Source organism: Arcicella gelida (assembly GCF_034931025.1).
Lineage (GTDB): Bacteria > Bacteroidota > Bacteroidia > Cytophagales > Spirosomataceae > Arcicella > Arcicella gelida.
This window is the reverse complement of the sequence record NZ_JAYGIL010000054.1, coordinates 1-16,702: the sequence shown is the minus strand read 5'-3', so window position 1 is coordinate 16,702 and position 16,702 is coordinate 1. Positions and strand designations below refer to the sequence as shown.

Genomic DNA, 16,702 nt, shown 5'->3' with positions numbered 1-16,702 from the left:
AAATATGAATTCCCACTTGATTTTGAAACGCAATGGTTTGAGAAAAATGCCGAAAAGTGTAAACATTAAACAATAAAACCTCGCAAAAAGTGTAAACCAAAAATAGACCACCCCACTAAATCGAATACTAAAATTACTAGGAGATAAAGGAGAGCGAAACTTTCTTAGTTTTTTAGAAGAGGAAGAAGAGGACAAAGATTATTTCAAAGATTTTTTAGAAAAATTCAAAATAAAAAAGACAGAAATCCAGAATGCAATTAGTGATAATATTAAACTTATTGACGATTTGTTTAAAAGCAATTCAACAAAAATCTCAATAAAAGATGAAATATTTATAAAGTCTGGGCAATTTGCACTGGAGAAGAAAGCTCCATTCAAACATAAAAATAGTTATGCAGATGCATTAATATTATTCAGTTTTCTGGATTTTGTTAAAATAAATTCAATAGAAAATGCTTTTTTTATTTCCTATAATACTGATGATTTTTGTGAAAAGAAAGAAGGTAAAAATCATTTACATTCAGATTTAGTTGATGAGTTTAATAATACTAAAAGCCATTTTTATAAAATTGTAGGTGAAGCATTAAATAACATAAAAGAAGATATTTTATCAAAAGAGGAACTTGCAATAATAGAGCAAATGCAAAATGATGCAAAATGGGATGATGATATTATTCTTTGTCAAATTTGTGAAGTAAGTCAGAACTGGGTTTCAGAAGTACACTTCCAAAGCAAGATAGAGTTAATAGATGATAGAATAGGCTCATTTTATAATCCAAAACAAAAAGAATTTGAATTCTCTGAAAATTTACCAAGTTCTTATAAACCGCACAAGCAATCAATAGAAGTTGGACATTGTTCAATGTGTAATAGTGAGCATTTCATCTGTATAGAATGTGGTGCTATCAATGGCATATGGGATGGAGAGTATAACAATGTAAAAGAATGTTGTGAATGTGGATTTAATTATTTGATTGTTAGTTCATACGATAACGATGGAATTAATATAGTAGAATATCATATATTCAAACCTACAATTACTTGTGAAAAATGTGGAGAAGAGTTTGAAGAGGAAAATATGATTGGAAATATCTGTTTGAGTTGTGAAGAAGAATATTCATATGGAGAAAATTAAAATATTTTGTTATTAACTGTTGTAATTTTCAGTTGAAATCAACAACAGTTAATAATAAATATCCCTCTTATAACCCCTTCAAATAAGTAATACTCAAAGGCACATTTTCTAATTCATGTTCGCTTTCGTCTTCAATAAAGTAATGTTTGATGCCAATCTTTTTGGCTATCTTCAAAATAGCTGGCCAGTTGGCTTGTCCTGTTCCCAAAACCACATCGTTTTCTGCGGGAGTATGCCCTGAGAAATCACCTACAATACCTTTTTTCAAATCTTTCACGTGCATCAATTTCCAGCGAGAACCATATTTTTGTAATAAAGCTTCTGGATTCGCTCTGCCATGAAGTGTCCATAAAACATCCATTTCAAAAGATACATAAGCAGGATTGGTATTCTTTACCAAATAATCGAAAAGTGTTCCGTCTTCATAAGGTCTGAATTCATAACCGTGATCGTGATAACAGAAAGTCAATCCGTTTTCTTTCAATACTTTCCCTGCTTTGTTGAAAACTGGTACCGCTTTTTTAATGTCCTCAATGGTAAAGTCATTGCCTTTGTGAGGAATCCATGCACACATCACATATTTTGCACCCAAAGCCTTGGCGTTATCCACAACCTCTTGCGGGTTACTCTCCAATTGTTCATAACTACAGCCCGCCGAAGGAATACTGATTCCTCTGTCGTTACAAAGTTTTTTGTAATCGGCATTACTCATCCCTTTTGCACCGCTACTTTCTATTTCCGTAATGCCCATCGCTTTGATTTTATCCAAAGTATTTTCAACAGAAACAGGGAAATGATTTCGAAAAGTATAAGCCTGCACACCAAATGGAAAGTTAAATAATGGCTTTGCTTTTTGAGCAAAAGTATCGCCGATACTCAGCAAGAATAGCAAAGTAAGAGCGATAGCATAAGATTGTTTTTTCATGATTTTGAAATTTATAATTGAATTGGATGATTGAATGCTAAAAAAATAAGAATCGCTTTTTACGATAGATGTACTTTAAATCATTTTCGAAAAGAGTATAAGCATCTTCGTAGAACTTCAAGAAATCGGGAACGCTTACTTGTTCTGGAAAAGGTGCATAAAAATGCGTTGGACTTTTAACATCATTTCTCCAAACCAAAACGTAAGCCAGATTCATTTTTTCGGATTTCAGGGCTTTCAACAAAGTCTCCGTCCACCAAGTAGGATTAGGTATAGACTCTAAACCAGTTTCAGTCAAAGCCGCCAAACGATTGGCTTTTTTGGCATAATCAGATACGATTTTCAGTTTTTTTACGCCTAGTTCAATATTATATTTTCCATTTCTTCCAAAATCAGCATAATTGTCCATCCCCAACATATCCACCCATTCGTCACCCGGATAACGCTCTAAAAATTCTTGTTCAGTCGTAAATTTACAATCAGGTGAAAAGGCATAAATAAAATTATGAACATCCAGACTATCACGCAGATAAGTAACGGTAAACTGCCACACCGAAATAAAATCTTCCCGAGAACAATGGCTTTTTCCCCACCAAAACCAATCGCCATCAAACTCATGATAAGGTCTGAAAATCATCGGAGCTAAAGTACCATCTTTACCTTTGACGGAATGAGCAAAATCTGCAACAGTTTTCAAGATTTCCTTATACTTTTCATGATGCGAACCTCTTGGTTTTATTAAAGCCATTGAAGCTGCTGAAACAGAATCTTTCCAATAAAAACCTCCGCCAGAAGCAGGATTCGAAAAATGCCAAGCAACCGTTGTGATACCTCCACGATTATAAGTATCGACTACACTTTTGCGTAAAGCCTCCGCAGTTTTGGCAATTTGTTCTTTCGGGCGACCCGACAAACCACTAAAATCAATTCCAATTACAGCAGGATGCGAACCCGTAACCGATTTTACATCAGAACGATTTTCATCACCAGCCCATCCATGTCCATATTCGGTAGCGTGCTGATGTCCAAAAAGAATATTTTTCTTGGAAATTTTTGCTAAACTTTGGTAGAGTCTTTTGGTTTCTTTGGTGGCTTTGGCGTCGATTTGTGCCAACGTAGATTCTACAAAAACGGTACAGAGTAATAAGATTACAAATAGTTTTTGCATAGTTCAAAACTTAAAATGGAGTGAATAATAGATAATTCATTAAAAATATTGCGTAGAAAATCGACTTCTACCCTTTTCTGAGTGTAAGCAGGACAGCTGAAGCATTAAAATTGCATTTTAAAAATATTTTTTAAAACCATTTAGGGATTTTGGCGACTTGTTTGACTATACATCAAATATTGATTCCGGAACAATCACATGAAGCATTCACAATTAAGCGATGAACAATTGATAGACTTTCTGAAAAAGGACGATAAAAAAGCCTTTGAGGAAATCTACCATCGTTATTGGTACAAACTTTTTGGCGTTGCCTATCACGAAACAGGCACGAAAGAAGAGGCTGAAGAGCTTGTTCATGATTTGTTTGAGAGTCTTTGGTTAAAACGGGAACAATTGAATATTCGCTTTCTGAGTGCCTACTTGGTGGTTTCGATAAAACACTTAACAACCAATTATATAAAATCTCAAATCACGAATAGAAAATTTCAAGAGTACATCATTTTCCATGAAATTCAGCAATCGTTCTCTACAGAAGAAATTGTACATTTTGCAGATTTATCAAAAGCAGTAGATGAAGTATTGAAAAAATTACCAGAAAAAACCTGCGAAGTTTTTAAAATGAGTCGATTTGAAAATCAATCTGTCAAAGACATCGCCCAACGTTTAGAACTAAGTGAAAAAGCGGTAGAGTATCATATTACCAAATCGCTGAAAGTACTTAGAGAAAACTTAAAAGTATATCATTCTGATAATTAATTTATCAACGCCTATTGTTTACAATTTCACATCAAATTCCAGCAAATACGAAAGATGAACCAATACGATTTCGATAAATTATTAGAAAAATACCTTGAAGGCTCTTGCACAAAAGAAGAGGAAGCCTTGGTAAAGGACTGGTCGGATAATATGCTAAAACATAGTGAACTTAGATTGAATTCAAGCGAAAAAAGCAATATAGAACAGCAGCTTTGGGCAAGAATTCAGCAAAGTTTATTTCCTAAAAACATGGTTGCGTTCCGCTTCAAATGGACGGCAGTTGCCGTGGCGGCTTCCTTGATTATTGGGATTTTCGGTTTATTCTATTATCAAAAAACTACAGCGTACAGCCATTCATTCACAGAAAGTATCGCCAGCAATTTAGGCGTTATTGAAGTAAAAAACACCTCTAATAAACCCCAAAAAATTAAATTAGAAGACGGTAGTGAAATCGTATTGAAAGCAGAAAGCAGTATCAGTTACCCTGAACATTTCAACGATAAAACCCGCAGTGTCTATTTAAAAGGCGAAGCATTTTTCAAGGTAAAAAGAAATCCATCAAAACCTTTTATTGTACATACCCGAGATTTAGTAACTGAAGTATTAGGTACAAGTTTCACCATCAAATCTTACGATGATTCAAAAGCCATTGAAGTATTAGTGGCTACAGGAAGAGTATCAGTTTATGAAAATTCAGAAGATAATGTTACTCATAAAAATGGTGTAATTCTGACTCCGAACCAGAAAATTGTTTTTGATAAAGAAACAAAAAAACTGATTCCAAGCTTGGTTGAAAATCCAGTCATCGTGAATATTCCAGCTACAACATTAGATTTCATTTTTGAAGAAACGCCCCTGACAGAAGTACTCGAGCGTTTGAAAGAAGCTTATCAAATAGAATTCGTCGTTGAAAATCATGAACTCAATAAATGTGTATTCACGGCAGATTTAAACGAAATTTCTTTACACAACCAGCTTGATTTAATCTGTAAATCGGTCAACGCTACTTACGAACAGCGTGGAACGGTGATTTTTATCAACGGTGCAGGATGTCAGTGAAGAATTGTGGGTGATGAGTTGTGAATGAATAATTTTTACTCCCCATTCACAACTCATCATTCACAATTCACAACTTAAAATTCCAAATTAATAACTCATAACTCAAACTTTCCCTTTAACTCCATGAAAACATAGTCGCTTTCAAATGAAAAAGCCGATAATGTTACGAGCATTATCGGCCTAAGAAACCCCACCAAACGCCAATTCGGTGACATCAGGACGATGTTCAGGGTTTGTTTTTCCACATTTCACAGTTTAAAAACAGTTAAAAGTATGAAAAAAAAATTATCATTTAAAAAGATTCTCTCCAAAGCGATGCGAATTACCATTACTCAATTATTCCTCTCGATTATCTGTTGCGGAATTTCTCTGGCAAACAGTGCATTTTCGCAAGAGGTACTCAATAAAAGTATTACGCTAAGAACTGGGACGAGTACCGTTAAAAAAGTATTATTCCAGATAGAGAAGAAAGCAGATGTAAAATTTGTGTATAGCTCAAATGCCATTCAGGCAGAGCAAATTGTGTCTTTTGATTTTACTGACGATAAATTATCAAAGGTTTTAGAGAAGCTTCTTAGTCCATTAAATATTTCGTATGAAGTAATGGATAACCGTATTCTTCTTCGTAAAAAAACGGTTACTGAAAAAGAAAACATTCAAACAATCATCCCAAACGAAATAATCGCCGAACAAAGCATCACGGGAACAATCACCGATGAGAAGGGACAAGTATTACCTGGTGTTTCGGTACTCGTAAAAAACACCAATAGAGGTACAGCAACAGACAGCAAAGGTCAATACAAAATTGCAGTACCAGATGGAAACAATACTTTGATTTTCTCATTTGTAGGTTACCAAAAGCAAGAAGTTGTAGTAAATGGTCGCTCGGTAATCAACGTTTCGATGTTGGTTGAAAACCAAAGTTTAGATGAAGTAGTAGTAGTAGGTTATGGTACGCAATCACGTAAAAACTTAACCAGTGCTATTACAACCATCAAACCGGAAGATATGAACAGAGGTGCCATCAGTGATGTTGGGCAGTTATTACAAGGTAAAGTTCCGGGCTTAAACATTACTCGTAGTGGTGACCCTAACCGTGCTGCGGCTATTATTTTACGTGGTGCATCTTCATTGCGTGATGGCGCACAATCACCTTTATTCGTAATTGACGGTGTTCCGGGTGCAGATATTTCTTTGATTGCACCAGACGATATTGCTACGATGGACATTTTGAAAGATGCTGCTGCAACTGCAATCTATGGTAACCGTGCTGCCAATGGTGTAATTATGGTTACGACAAAACGTGCTAATAAAGGACAAATGCAGGTTTCTTATAGTTCATACATGGCAATCGACAAAGTATCTAAGCAGTATGAAATGATGGATGCCAACCAGTTGAAAGCATTTTTAACAAAAAATGGACAAGCTTTAACTCCAGAGGATGATTTAGGTGCTAATACCAATTGGCAAGACGCTGTTCAACGTAGTTCGGCAATTAGCCAAAACCATAATATTTCATTTGGTGGTGGTAGCGAAAGCACTGTTTACAACGCAAGTATCAATTACTTTGACCAAGAAGGTGTTATTAAATCAAGTGCTTTGAATCGTGTAGTTGCAAGATTATCTATCGAACAAAAAGCATTTAACGATAATTTAAAATTGGGTTTATCGGTAACCAATTCAGTGAGTGATGCAAAATGGGTTCCATATAGAAACACTGTTTTAGCACAAATGTTGACTTATTTACCGACGGCTCCAATACATAATGCAGATGGTTCTTTTTATGATAACTTCAATAAATCGAGTTATTACAACCCTGTTTCTTTGATTGAAAACGGACAAGAACGTTTGAAATATAAGAATTTGGTAGGAACTTTCTTTGGTCAGTTAAAACTGCCATTCGGTTTTACTTATGATGTTAAATTCTCGTACCAAAACTTCCAAACGAATTATGGAGCATATTACAACAGTTATTATACACAATATTATAATAACATCCGTAGCACACCAGAACCTCCAGGAAACCCATCTTTCATCACTTTAGTAGGTGCAAATGGTTTGGCAACAAGAAATGCGTATCAGAATACACAAAACCTTTTGGAAACCTACCTTACATGGGATAAGCAAATTGGTGACCATTCAATTAATGCAGTAGTTGGTTATTCATGGCAAGAAAATATCAACGGCGACGGCTTCCAAGCTACTAGTACAAATTTCCCTGTAGATGCCGTTGGCTACAATAATTTAGGGCTTGGTAACCCTTATGCTGTAAATTCTTTCAGAGTGAATTATGGTGGTGATAATTATCAACAAGTACGTTTAATCTCTGATTTCGGACGTATTAACTATAATTACAAAAACAAATACTTATTACAAGGTTCTATTCGTCGTGATGGTTCTTCGGTATTTGGTTTGAACAAACAGTGGGGTTATTTCCCAGCAGTAGGTTTTGCTTGGAGAGTTGACCAAGAGGGATTCATGGAAAAACAACAGGTTTTCAGCGAATTAAAATTACGTCTTAGCTATGGTGTAACGGGTAACTCAGCAGGCTTTAGCCCCTATACTACTAAATTGATTTACGGAAACGTTGGTACTTTCTACTACAATGGGTCGCAACAAGCAGCGATTGGTGCATTACAAAACGAAAACCCAGATTTAGGTTGGGAAAAAACAGCGACTTCTAACGTAGGTCTCGATTTCGCAATTGCTAAAGGAAAAGTAAGCGGTACATTAGAAGTATATGATAAAACAACTTCAGATTTGATTTGGACATACCCAGTAAGTACTGTTTTATATCCAAATGGTTCATTAACTGCTAACGTTGGAAAAATGAGCAATAAAGGAGTTGAGTTTACATTAAATGTAAATGCTGTTAAAACCCAAAACTTTTCTTGGAATACTACGCTCAACTTAGCACACAATCAAAACAAAATTGTTAGTCTTTCGAATTCAACGCTTAAAACAGATTCAATTAAAATTGTAACACCTGATGGTGGCGGACAAACTGGGGAAACTGTACAGTTGATTGTAGCAGGACAACCAATTGGACAATTCTTTACTTATGAATATGCAGGAAAAGATGCTAATGGTGTTTCGCAATACTACAATGCAAAAGGTGAATTGACTACCAAACCTGTCAGCGTAAAAGACTACAAAGCCATAGGAAATGCACAACCTAAATTGTTATTAGGTTGGTCGAATAATTTCACTTACAAAAACTTCGACTTGAATATTTTCATGCGGGCAGTTTTAGGAAACAAAATCATGAATGTTACTCGTGCAGATTTGTTCAGACCAAGTACAGCGAGATTTACCAATATTCCTGTTGAAGTTGCCGAAGAATCAGCAAACGATTTTAACTCTTATCGTTACTCATCACGTTTCTTAGAAAATGGTAGCTACTTACGTTTAGATAATGCTACTTTGGGTTATTCATTCAAAAACATTACTAAAAACGTTAAACGTATTCGTTTGTATGCTTCAGTAAACAATTTGTTTGTGATTACGGGCTATAAAGGTATCGACCCTGAAATCAACCAAGGTGGTACAGCTCCTGGTGTAGATGCTAACAACTTCTATCCTAAAACACGTACATTCTTGTTTGGTGTTTCCGCCTCATTCTAAAAACATTTACAATAATTCAAACAGTACCTAGAAGCAATTACTGAATAAATAATGCTTTTAGAGAAATTCTTCTTAGAGAATTGTGTACTGTTCAAAACTATTAATGCTAGAAACAGATGAAAAAAATATTTCAATTGATAATAACCATTGCAAGCATAAGTGGATTAATGGCTTGCCATGACCTTGACGTCCCCGTAACAACACAACTGACGCCTGATATTTTCCCTCAGACTCAAATTCAGTTTATTCAAGCTGCGGGTCCTACCTATAATGCTTTTCGTCAGAATTATTCAACAGATTACTGGTTTTTACAGTCGTTGAGTACAGATGAAGCAATTTTACCTGCACGTGGTGGAAACTGGTATGATGGCGGGCGTTATGAGCAACATCATAAACATACTTGGAATCCAGACAATGCACACGTACAAAGTGCTTGGTCATGGCTAACAAGTACCATCAGTACAAGTAATCAGAATATTTTCTTGATTTCAAAAGCACCAGAATCCGACGCAAAGAAAACCAGTCTTGCAGAATTAAGAACAATGCGTGGTTTATGTTACTTTATGATGATGGATATGTGGGGAAATATCCCAATTTCAACAAAATTTGGTGATACAGCTACGGCTAGAACAACTGCAAGAGCTGATGTATTTAAGTTTATTGAGAAAGAATTACAAGAAAGTATTCCAAACCTAAGCACAGTAGTTGGTCAAGAAACCTATGGTCGTCCTAACAAATATACTGCTTATGCCATTTTAGCGAAAATGTATTTGAATGCTGAGGTTTACACAGGTACTGCTCGTTGGAACGATGCTATTATTGCTTGTGATAACATCATCAGTTCAGGGAAATACGCTATCGAAAGTGATTATCGTAAAATGTTTTTCGTGAATAACGGCCCGCAAATCAAGGAATTTATTTTTGCGATTCCTTATGATGCCTCCGCTCCTAACGGTTATATGTTTTATGCTCGTTACTCGCTACCAAGATCGTTGCGTGCCAAATACAGTTTGCCTTTTACGCCAAGTTCGGCAGCAAGCACGCTTCCAGAATTTTACAAGTACTTCAACGATGCAAAAGATGTAAGAAATCAGCAATGGATTACTGGAAAACAATTTGATTACAAAGGCAATCCAGTAATGGTAAGTACAACAAAACAAGGTTATGACGAAGATTACAAAGGTGCAGATGCTGGAGCAGCTTTATCTTATCAAGTTGAGATAACACCAGATGTTGTCATCAAAAAACCTGCTAGTTTTGATTTGGGTAATGATGAAAAAGCTTGGAACATGGGTTATCGTAACAACAAATTCTATGCAGATAGTACTTCGGCAACTAGAAATCAAAATAACGATGTGCCGCTTTTCAGATATGCGGATGTATTGTTGATGAAAGCTGAGGCAATTGCTAGAGGTGGTTCTGCGACAAACGGACAAACAGCCATTTCTTTGGTAAACGAAGTAAGAAGCAAACGTACTACTTCAACGCCTTGGACTTCTGTTACTTTACAACAGCTTTATGAAGAAAGAGCAAGAGAATTTACTTGGGAAACTTGGCACCGTAATGATATGATTCGTTTTGGTAAATATGAAGATACTTGGGGAGCAAAAACGGATAAAGATGTTAAAAAACGCCTTTTCCCGATTCCAACCAATGCTTTGCAATTAAACAGATCATTAACGCAAAACCCTGGTTATTAAAATTTAATTGACTGAACAATTATCAATAGCTTTGTATCAAAGAATTTTCTTGGTGCAAAGCTATTGTTTTCAAGAGCCATCCTGAAAATCTGTTCAGACTATTATTACAAATATTACTTATGCAAAAAGGTATAAATTCAACTCGATTACAGTCCTTAGATGCACTTCGAGGTTTTGATATGTTTTGGATTATTAGTGGCGAAGGCTTAATTCACGAATGGGCAAAAGCTTCTGATAATAGCATAATCAACTGGATGTCTAGCCAATTACATCATTCAGAATGGAACGGTTTTACCTTTTACGATTTAATATTCCCACTTTTTATTTTCATTGCTGGTATTTCAATGCCCTACAGTATCGGTAAACAATTAGAAAATCCACAAAACACCAAACTTCTTATTCTAAAAAGTTTATTCAAGAGAGCAATTATCTTAATCATTTTAGGAACAATTGTCAACGGTTTATTCAAATGGCAAGGCTACGAAAATACTCGTATCGCCAGTGTTTTGGGTAGAATTGCCCTTTCTTGTTTATTCGCAGGAATTATTTTCATTTATACCGACCTCAGAACCCAAATCATCCTTTTTTTCAGCATTCTTATTGGCTATTTTTTACTCTTGAAATACATTCCTGTTCCAGATTTTGGAACAGGAATATTCACCAAAGAAGGCAATTTATCAGCCTATATCGACCGATTATTTTTACCGGGAAAACTTCACCGAAAAGTATATGACCCCGAAGGTTTACTTTCTACTTTACCAGCCATTTGCAATGCACTTTTAGGTGTTTTTACTGGTCAGTTTTTACGTTTAACAAGTACTCCAAAAATCAAAAAAGTAGTAATAATGTCAGTCATTGGCATCATTTTAATTATTTTAGCTTGGATTTGGAATCCAATTTTCCCGATTAATAAAATTATGTGGACGAGTTCATTCGTACTTTGTTCGGGTGGTTTCAGTTTACTGTTTATGGCTTTCTTTTACTTAATTATTGATGTACTAGAAATCAAATTTTGGATAGCTCCATTCGTTTGGATTGGCATGAATTCCATCACAATTTACATGGCAGCACACGGATTAATTAATTTTGAATCAACAGCATTTTATTTATTTGGCGGTTTAATTCAACAAGTAGCCATCACTTGGCAACCAGTAGCATTAGCAAGCGGAATTATAATAGTACAATTAGCTTTTTTATACTTTTTATATCGTCAGAAATGGTTTTTGAAAGTATAAAAATCAAGATAACATTTACCAAAAAATCGCATTAAGTATTCTAAATAAACATGAATTATAAAAAAATTCTTTTTACACTGTTATTGCCTTTCGGAAGTATGGCACAAAAACAGCCCGCAGATTACGTAAATCCGCTGATTGGTTCAGCTCCAAGTACTACGGAAAGTGCTAAAAAACACAGTGAAGCAGGTTCAGAAATGAAAGGACAAATTGTACCTGCCATTGGCGTGCCACAAGGTATGACTTCTTGGACGCCACAAACTCGTGCAACCGAATTAAAATGTATTCCGCCATTTTATTATAACGATACTAAAATTCAAGGTTTCAGAGGAACACATTGGATGAATGGCAGTTGCGTACAAGATTACGGAAGTGTTACCATCATGCCGATGTCTGGAAAATTAAATGTAAATACGACAGACAGAGGAAGTGATTTCGACCGAAAAACTGAAACTGTAAAACCATCTTACTACCAAGTAACACTAAAAAAAGGCAATATTAAAGCTGAAATGACTGCCCTTTCTCGTGCTGGATTTTTACAGTTTACTTTCAGTCAAAATCAGGAAAATTATATTGTTGTTGAACCAAATTCAGATGAAGGCGAAGGTTTTGTGGAAATTCATCCAGAAAAAAATGAAATCGTAGGTTGTAATCCCGTTCACCGAATTTATCAAGGTGTTGGCAAACCAGCAGGTTTTAGCGGTTACTTCGTCATTCAATTCGACCAAGCTTTTACTGATTTTGGCGTTTGGAAAAACAATGAAATCACTTCAAAAATAACAAAAGCACAAGGAAACGGACAAAAACAAGCGGTTGGTGCTTATGCCCAATTTGGCACTCAATTGGTAAAAGTACGCATTGGTACTTCTTTCACAAGTTTGGAAGGAGCCAGAAAAAATTTGGAAGGAGAAATCAATCATTGGGATTTTTCAAAAACTCGTCAAGCATCCAATAACGCTTGGAACAAAGCTTTGGGCAAAATCCAAGTAAAAGGTTCGGAGTATGATAAAACCTTGTTTTACTCAGCACTTTATCATGCCAAACTTACTCCAAGAGTATTCTCTGATATTGATGGTACTTACACAGGCTTTGCCGACGATGATAACATTTATCAAGCCAAAGGATTTGATTATTATGAAGATTATAACCTCTGGGATACTTATCGTGCAGTACATCCTTTGCATACTTTATTAGAACCAAAAGTAACGGCAGATATGATGCAATCTTTGGTCAAAAAAGCAGAACAAGGTACTTGGTTGCCTATTTTTCCATGCTGGAATAATTATACCGCTGCCATGATTGGCGACCATGCCACCGCAGCTATTGGTGACGCTTATATCAAAGGAATCAAAGGTTTTGATATAAAAACTGCATATCAATTCATGCGAAAAAATGCTTTTGAAGTAAATGCAGACCAAAAAAGTTATGAAGAAGGAAAAGGAAGAAGAGCTTTAGCGTCATATCTACAATACAATTATATTCCTTTACAAGACTCTGTTTGGCAGGCATTTCATAAAAGAGAACAAGTATCTCGTACTTTAGAATACGCCTATGATGATTTCGTACTGGCACAAATAGCCGAAAAATTGGGCGAGAAAGGTGATTATGAAGTACTGATGAAACGTTCTAAAAACTACCAAAATGTTATCGACCCGAAAACTGGCTACGCTCGTGGACGCTATGCCAATGGTACTTGGATTAAGAATTTTGACCCATTTGCACAAAGAAGTAGTTTTATTACAGAAGGTTCGCCAGCACAATATACTTTCTATGTACCACAAGATGTGGATGGTTTGATAAAGCACATTGGCGGTGAAAAACGCTTTATTGAAAAATTGGATACGCTGTTCGACCAAGGTTATTATTGGCATGGCAACGAGCCGAATAATCAGATTGTGTATTTGTATCCTTTTGCAAATCAGGCTTGGAAAACACAGGAAAAGGTACGTCAGATTATCAGAGAAGAATATGATATTTCTGCGGGAGGAATGAGTGGCAACGAAGACGGCGGGCAAATGTCGGCTTGGTTGGTTTTCAGCATGATGGGCTATTATCCTGTTTGTCCGGGTACACCAAATTATATCATCGGTAGCCCAACATTTGAAGAAACGACTTTGAATTTACCGAATGGAAAAACATTTAAAATCATCGCCAAAGGGAACTCTGCCAAAACACCTTACATTCAATCGGCAACACTCAACGGAAAACCATTTACGCAAAATTTCTTGACACACCAACAAATTATGGCAGGCGGAATTTTAAATTTGAAAATGAGTAGCCGTAAAAGTTTATGAGTTAAAGGTTTATGAGTTCATGAAATTAAAATTTATGAATTTCAGCACTAACCTTTGTAAACCTAAAAACATACTTATAAACTCATAAACCCTAAACTCATAAACTCCATAATAACACAGGGCAGAGTTAAACTATTTCATTAAAAAGTTTAATTCAACGTTAATTGATACCGTTTTTTTCTTTACTTTACTATCTAATAAAAACTAGTGAGTACAGCTTTTTATAAAAATCTAATAATCAATTATTTAACTAAAATATGAACCGTAGAGAAGCCGTCCAACGAGTTGCCCTTCTAATGGGAGGCGTACTTTCTGCCCCATTAATGGCAGGAGTAATGGGACAAATCATCAATACTGGAGACAGTGTAGCCGTTAGTATTGAGCAAGAAACATTACTGGCAGAAGTAGCTGATATTATCATTCCAACAACAGACACTCCGGGTGCAAAAGCTGCTGGTGCTGAGAAATTTATTGTACGTGTAATGCGTGATTGTTACAAGAAAGAAGACCAAGATAAGTTTTATGCAGGTTTGGCAAAATTAGATGCTGACAGCAAAACTAAGTTTGGTAAAGGTTTTATAGAATTAGATACAGCTCAGAAAAACGAAATGGTTAAATTGAGTACGGTGAATGACAAACCTTTCTTTATGAGAATGAAAGAATTAACAGTAACTGGCTATTTTACTTCTGAAATTGGTGCTACTAAAGCATTGGCTTATTTGCCAATTCCGGGTAAATTCCAAGGCTGTGTTCCTTTGAAGCCTGGTCAAAAAGCGTGGGCGTTGTAGTAGCTTTTTAGCTTTGAGCAATGAGCTATTAGATTTTAGCATTATATTGCTAAATTACTATTGACATTCCTCAGAGTCAAGACCAAATTATTTGTTTAAACTCAAAGCTGATGGCTCAAAGCTCACAGCTCAAAAAATTCAAGAGATGTCAAATTTGAATATAGATGCAGTAAAAGGAATGACTTACGATGCCATTGTAATTGGTTCGGGCGTTTCTGGTGGTTGGGCTGCTAAAGAACTAACTGAAAAAGGTTTGAAAGTACTTATGCTCGAAAGAGGTAAGCAATTAGAACACGTTACTGGCTACGAAAATGCTATGAAAGACCCTTGGGAAATGAAATACAATGGTCGCTTAACGATAGAACAAAAAGAATCTCATCCAAAATTAGCCCGTGATTATCCGTACAACGAAATGACGGAAAAATATTGGATGAACGATTCAGACTCATTATATAAAGAAGAAAAACGTTTTGACTGGTATCGTCCAAACATCGTTGGTGGAAAATCAATCATGTGGGGTCGTCAATCGTATCGTTTAAGTGATATTGACTTTGAAGCGAATTTAAAAGACGGTATCGCTGTCGATTGGCCAATTCGTTATAAAGATATTGCTCCTTGGTATTCTTATGTTGAAAAATTCGCTGGAATCTCAGGAGAAAAATTAGGTTTACCTCAATTGCCAGATGGTGAATTCCTTCCTCCAATGGAAATGTTCTGTGTGGAAAAAGAAGTAAAACAACGTCTTGAAAAAACATTCCCTGGTCGTAACCTTACGATGGGACGTGTTGCGAACCTTTCGGAAGCAGCAAAAGAACAATTAGGAATTGGTCGTTCTTCTTGTCAATATCGTAACAAATGTTCTTTGGGTTGTCCATTCGGAGCTTACTTCAGTACACAATCTTGTACTTTACCTCCAGCAGCTAAAACAGGTCGTTTAACATTACGTCCTGATTCAATCGTAACAGAAATTATGTACGATGAAAACAAGAAAAAAGCAACAGGTGTACGTGTACGTGATGCAGTAACAATGCAAGACCGTGAGTATTTTGCTAAAATTATCTTCGTGTGCGGTAGTACAATTGGTTCTACTTCGTTGATGATGAACTCTGTTTCAAACCGTTTCCCAGAAGGTATGGGTAATGATTCTGGACAGTTAGGACATAACTTGATGGATCACCACTTCCGTACAGGTGCTTCAGGTACTTGGGAAGGTGATTTAGATAAATATTATTACGGTCGTAGAGCAAATGGTATTTATATACCTCGCTACCGTAATATCGGTTCAGACAAACGTGATTATTTACGTGGTTTTGGTTACCAAGGTGGTGGTAGTCGTCAGGGCTGGCAACGTAACGTAGCCGAACTTTCTTTTGGTGCAGATTACAAAAATGAAGTAACTCAGCCAGGGGCATGGTCAATTGGCTTTAGTGGCTTCGGGGAAACTTTACCGTATTATGAAAACAAAATGTACCTCGACAAAACTACTAAAGATAAGTGGGGATTGCCAGTAGTAGTATTCGATGCTGACTTACGTGAAAACGAAAAGAAAATGCGTATCGACATGATGAATGATGCCAAAGAAATGTTAGAAGCATCAGGCGTAAAAAATGTAAGAACGTATGATAATGGTTCTTACTTAGGAATGGCGATTCACGAAATGGGAACTGCCCGTATGGGACGTGACCCTAAAACTTCGGTATTGAATGCACATAACCAAGTACATGCTGTGAAAAACGTATTTATGACAGATGGTGCTGCCATGACTTCAGCTTCATGTGTGAATCCATCGCTTACTTATATGGCTTTAACAGCAAGAGCAGCAGATTTTGCCGTGAAAGAATTGAAAAAATTGAATCTTTAATAAAATTCAATCTAATAAAAATCCCTATAAGAATTAGTTCGGCTTCCCTTTAATCTTGTAAATATTTAATAATCAACACATTGCCAATAAAATAACCCCGAAGAAGTGTCAATACTGGCAATTTTCGGGGTTTTTCTGTATTTTGTTACTGCTAAGA

General features: G+C 35.9%; 11 protein-coding genes. 9 read left to right on the top strand and 2 right to left on the bottom strand.

Annotated elements, in window-relative coordinates:
• Positions 1–286 precede the first annotated feature (286 nt).
• Positions 287–1,135 carry a PIN domain-containing protein gene (locus VB776_RS23985; RefSeq protein WP_323699382.1) on the top strand — a complete coding sequence of 283 codons (849 nt, stop codon included), beginning with the start codon at positions 287–289 and terminating at the stop codon, positions 1,133–1,135.
• Positions 1,136–1,202: 67 nt separating this feature from the next.
• On the opposite strand, the gene VB776_RS23980 is transcribed toward VB776_RS23985, so the two are convergent.
• Both VB776_RS23980 and VB776_RS23975 read right to left on the bottom strand, forming a co-directional pair.
• Positions 1,203–2,060: a sugar phosphate isomerase/epimerase family protein gene (locus VB776_RS23980; RefSeq protein WP_323699381.1), complete on the bottom strand. Its 858-nt coding sequence runs from the start codon at positions 2,058–2,060 to the stop codon at positions 1,203–1,205.
• A 37-nt stretch (positions 2,061–2,097) separates the two neighbouring features.
• Positions 2,098–3,228, bottom strand: a complete 1,131-nt coding sequence (locus tag VB776_RS23975; protein WP_323699380.1) for a glycoside hydrolase family 26 protein — start codon at positions 3,226–3,228, stop codon at positions 2,098–2,100.
• 198 nt (positions 3,229–3,426) lie between these two features.
• Between VB776_RS23975 and VB776_RS23970 the strand changes: the two genes are divergently transcribed.
• The 8 genes from VB776_RS23970 to VB776_RS23935 all read left to right on the top strand — a co-directional run bounded on the left by VB776_RS23970 (position 3,427) and on the right by VB776_RS23935 (position 16,545).
• The gene (locus VB776_RS23970) at positions 3,427–3,984 is read left to right on the top strand and encodes an RNA polymerase sigma factor (RefSeq protein ID WP_323256590.1); all 558 of its coding nucleotides are present in this window, start codon (positions 3,427–3,429) and stop codon (positions 3,982–3,984) included.
• A gap of 54 nt (positions 3,985–4,038) precedes the next feature.
• A complete protein-coding gene (locus VB776_RS23965) occupies positions 4,039–5,043 on the top strand; it encodes a FecR family protein (RefSeq protein WP_323699379.1) in 1,005 nt (334 codons plus the stop codon).
• A gap of 273 nt (positions 5,044–5,316) precedes the next feature.
• A complete protein-coding gene (locus VB776_RS23960; protein WP_323699378.1) occupies positions 5,317–8,667 on the top strand; it encodes a TonB-dependent receptor in 3,351 nt (1,116 codons plus the stop codon).
• A gap of 116 nt (positions 8,668–8,783) precedes the next feature.
• Positions 8,784–10,367 (top strand): RagB/SusD family nutrient uptake outer membrane protein, encoded by a 1,584-nt coding sequence (locus VB776_RS23955; protein WP_323699377.1) that lies wholly within the window; start codon positions 8,784–8,786, stop codon positions 10,365–10,367.
• Between the two features lie 119 nt (positions 10,368–10,486).
• The gene (locus VB776_RS23950; protein WP_323699376.1) at positions 10,487–11,602 is read left to right on the top strand and encodes an acyltransferase family protein; all 1,116 of its coding nucleotides are present in this window, start codon (positions 10,487–10,489) and stop codon (positions 11,600–11,602) included.
• 50 nt (positions 11,603–11,652) lie between these two features.
• Positions 11,653–13,896, top strand: a complete 2,244-nt coding sequence (locus VB776_RS23945) for a GH92 family glycosyl hydrolase (RefSeq protein ID WP_323699375.1) — start codon at positions 11,653–11,655, stop codon at positions 13,894–13,896.
• Between the two features lie 257 nt (positions 13,897–14,153).
• Entirely contained in the window at positions 14,154–14,684 is a 531-nt protein-coding gene (locus VB776_RS23940; protein ID WP_323699374.1) for a gluconate 2-dehydrogenase subunit 3 family protein, read from the top strand.
• Between the two features lie 145 nt (positions 14,685–14,829).
• Positions 14,830–16,545, top strand: a complete 1,716-nt coding sequence (locus VB776_RS23935; RefSeq protein WP_323699373.1) for a GMC family oxidoreductase — start codon at positions 14,830–14,832, stop codon at positions 16,543–16,545.
• Positions 16,546–16,702 lie beyond the last annotated feature (157 nt).

Bases quoted from the DNA above. Each gene is read 5' to 3' on its own strand.
- VB776_RS23960 (WP_323699378.1), top strand. From the start codon at position 5,317: ATGAAAAAAAAATTATCATTTAAAAAGATTCTCTCCAAAGCGATGCGA.
- VB776_RS23970 (WP_323256590.1), top strand. From the start codon at position 3,427: ATGAAGCATTCACAATTAAGCGATGAACAATTGATAGACTTTCTGAAA.
- VB776_RS23940 (WP_323699374.1), top strand. From the start codon at position 14,154: ATGAACCGTAGAGAAGCCGTCCAACGAGTTGCCCTTCTAATGGGAGGC.
- VB776_RS23955 (WP_323699377.1), top strand. From the start codon at position 8,784: ATGAAAAAAATATTTCAATTGATAATAACCATTGCAAGCATAAGTGGA.
- VB776_RS23975 (WP_323699380.1), bottom strand. From the start codon at position 3,228: ATGCAAAAACTATTTGTAATCTTATTACTCTGTACCGTTTTTGTAGAA.
- VB776_RS23945 (WP_323699375.1), top strand. From the start codon at position 11,653: ATGAATTATAAAAAAATTCTTTTTACACTGTTATTGCCTTTCGGAAGT.
- VB776_RS23980 (WP_323699381.1), bottom strand. From the start codon at position 2,060: ATGAAAAAACAATCTTATGCTATCGCTCTTACTTTGCTATTCTTGCTG.
- VB776_RS23935 (WP_323699373.1), top strand. From the start codon at position 14,830: ATGTCAAATTTGAATATAGATGCAGTAAAAGGAATGACTTACGATGCC.
- VB776_RS23950 (WP_323699376.1), top strand. From the start codon at position 10,487: ATGCAAAAAGGTATAAATTCAACTCGATTACAGTCCTTAGATGCACTT.
- VB776_RS23965 (WP_323699379.1), top strand. From the start codon at position 4,039: ATGAACCAATACGATTTCGATAAATTATTAGAAAAATACCTTGAAGGC.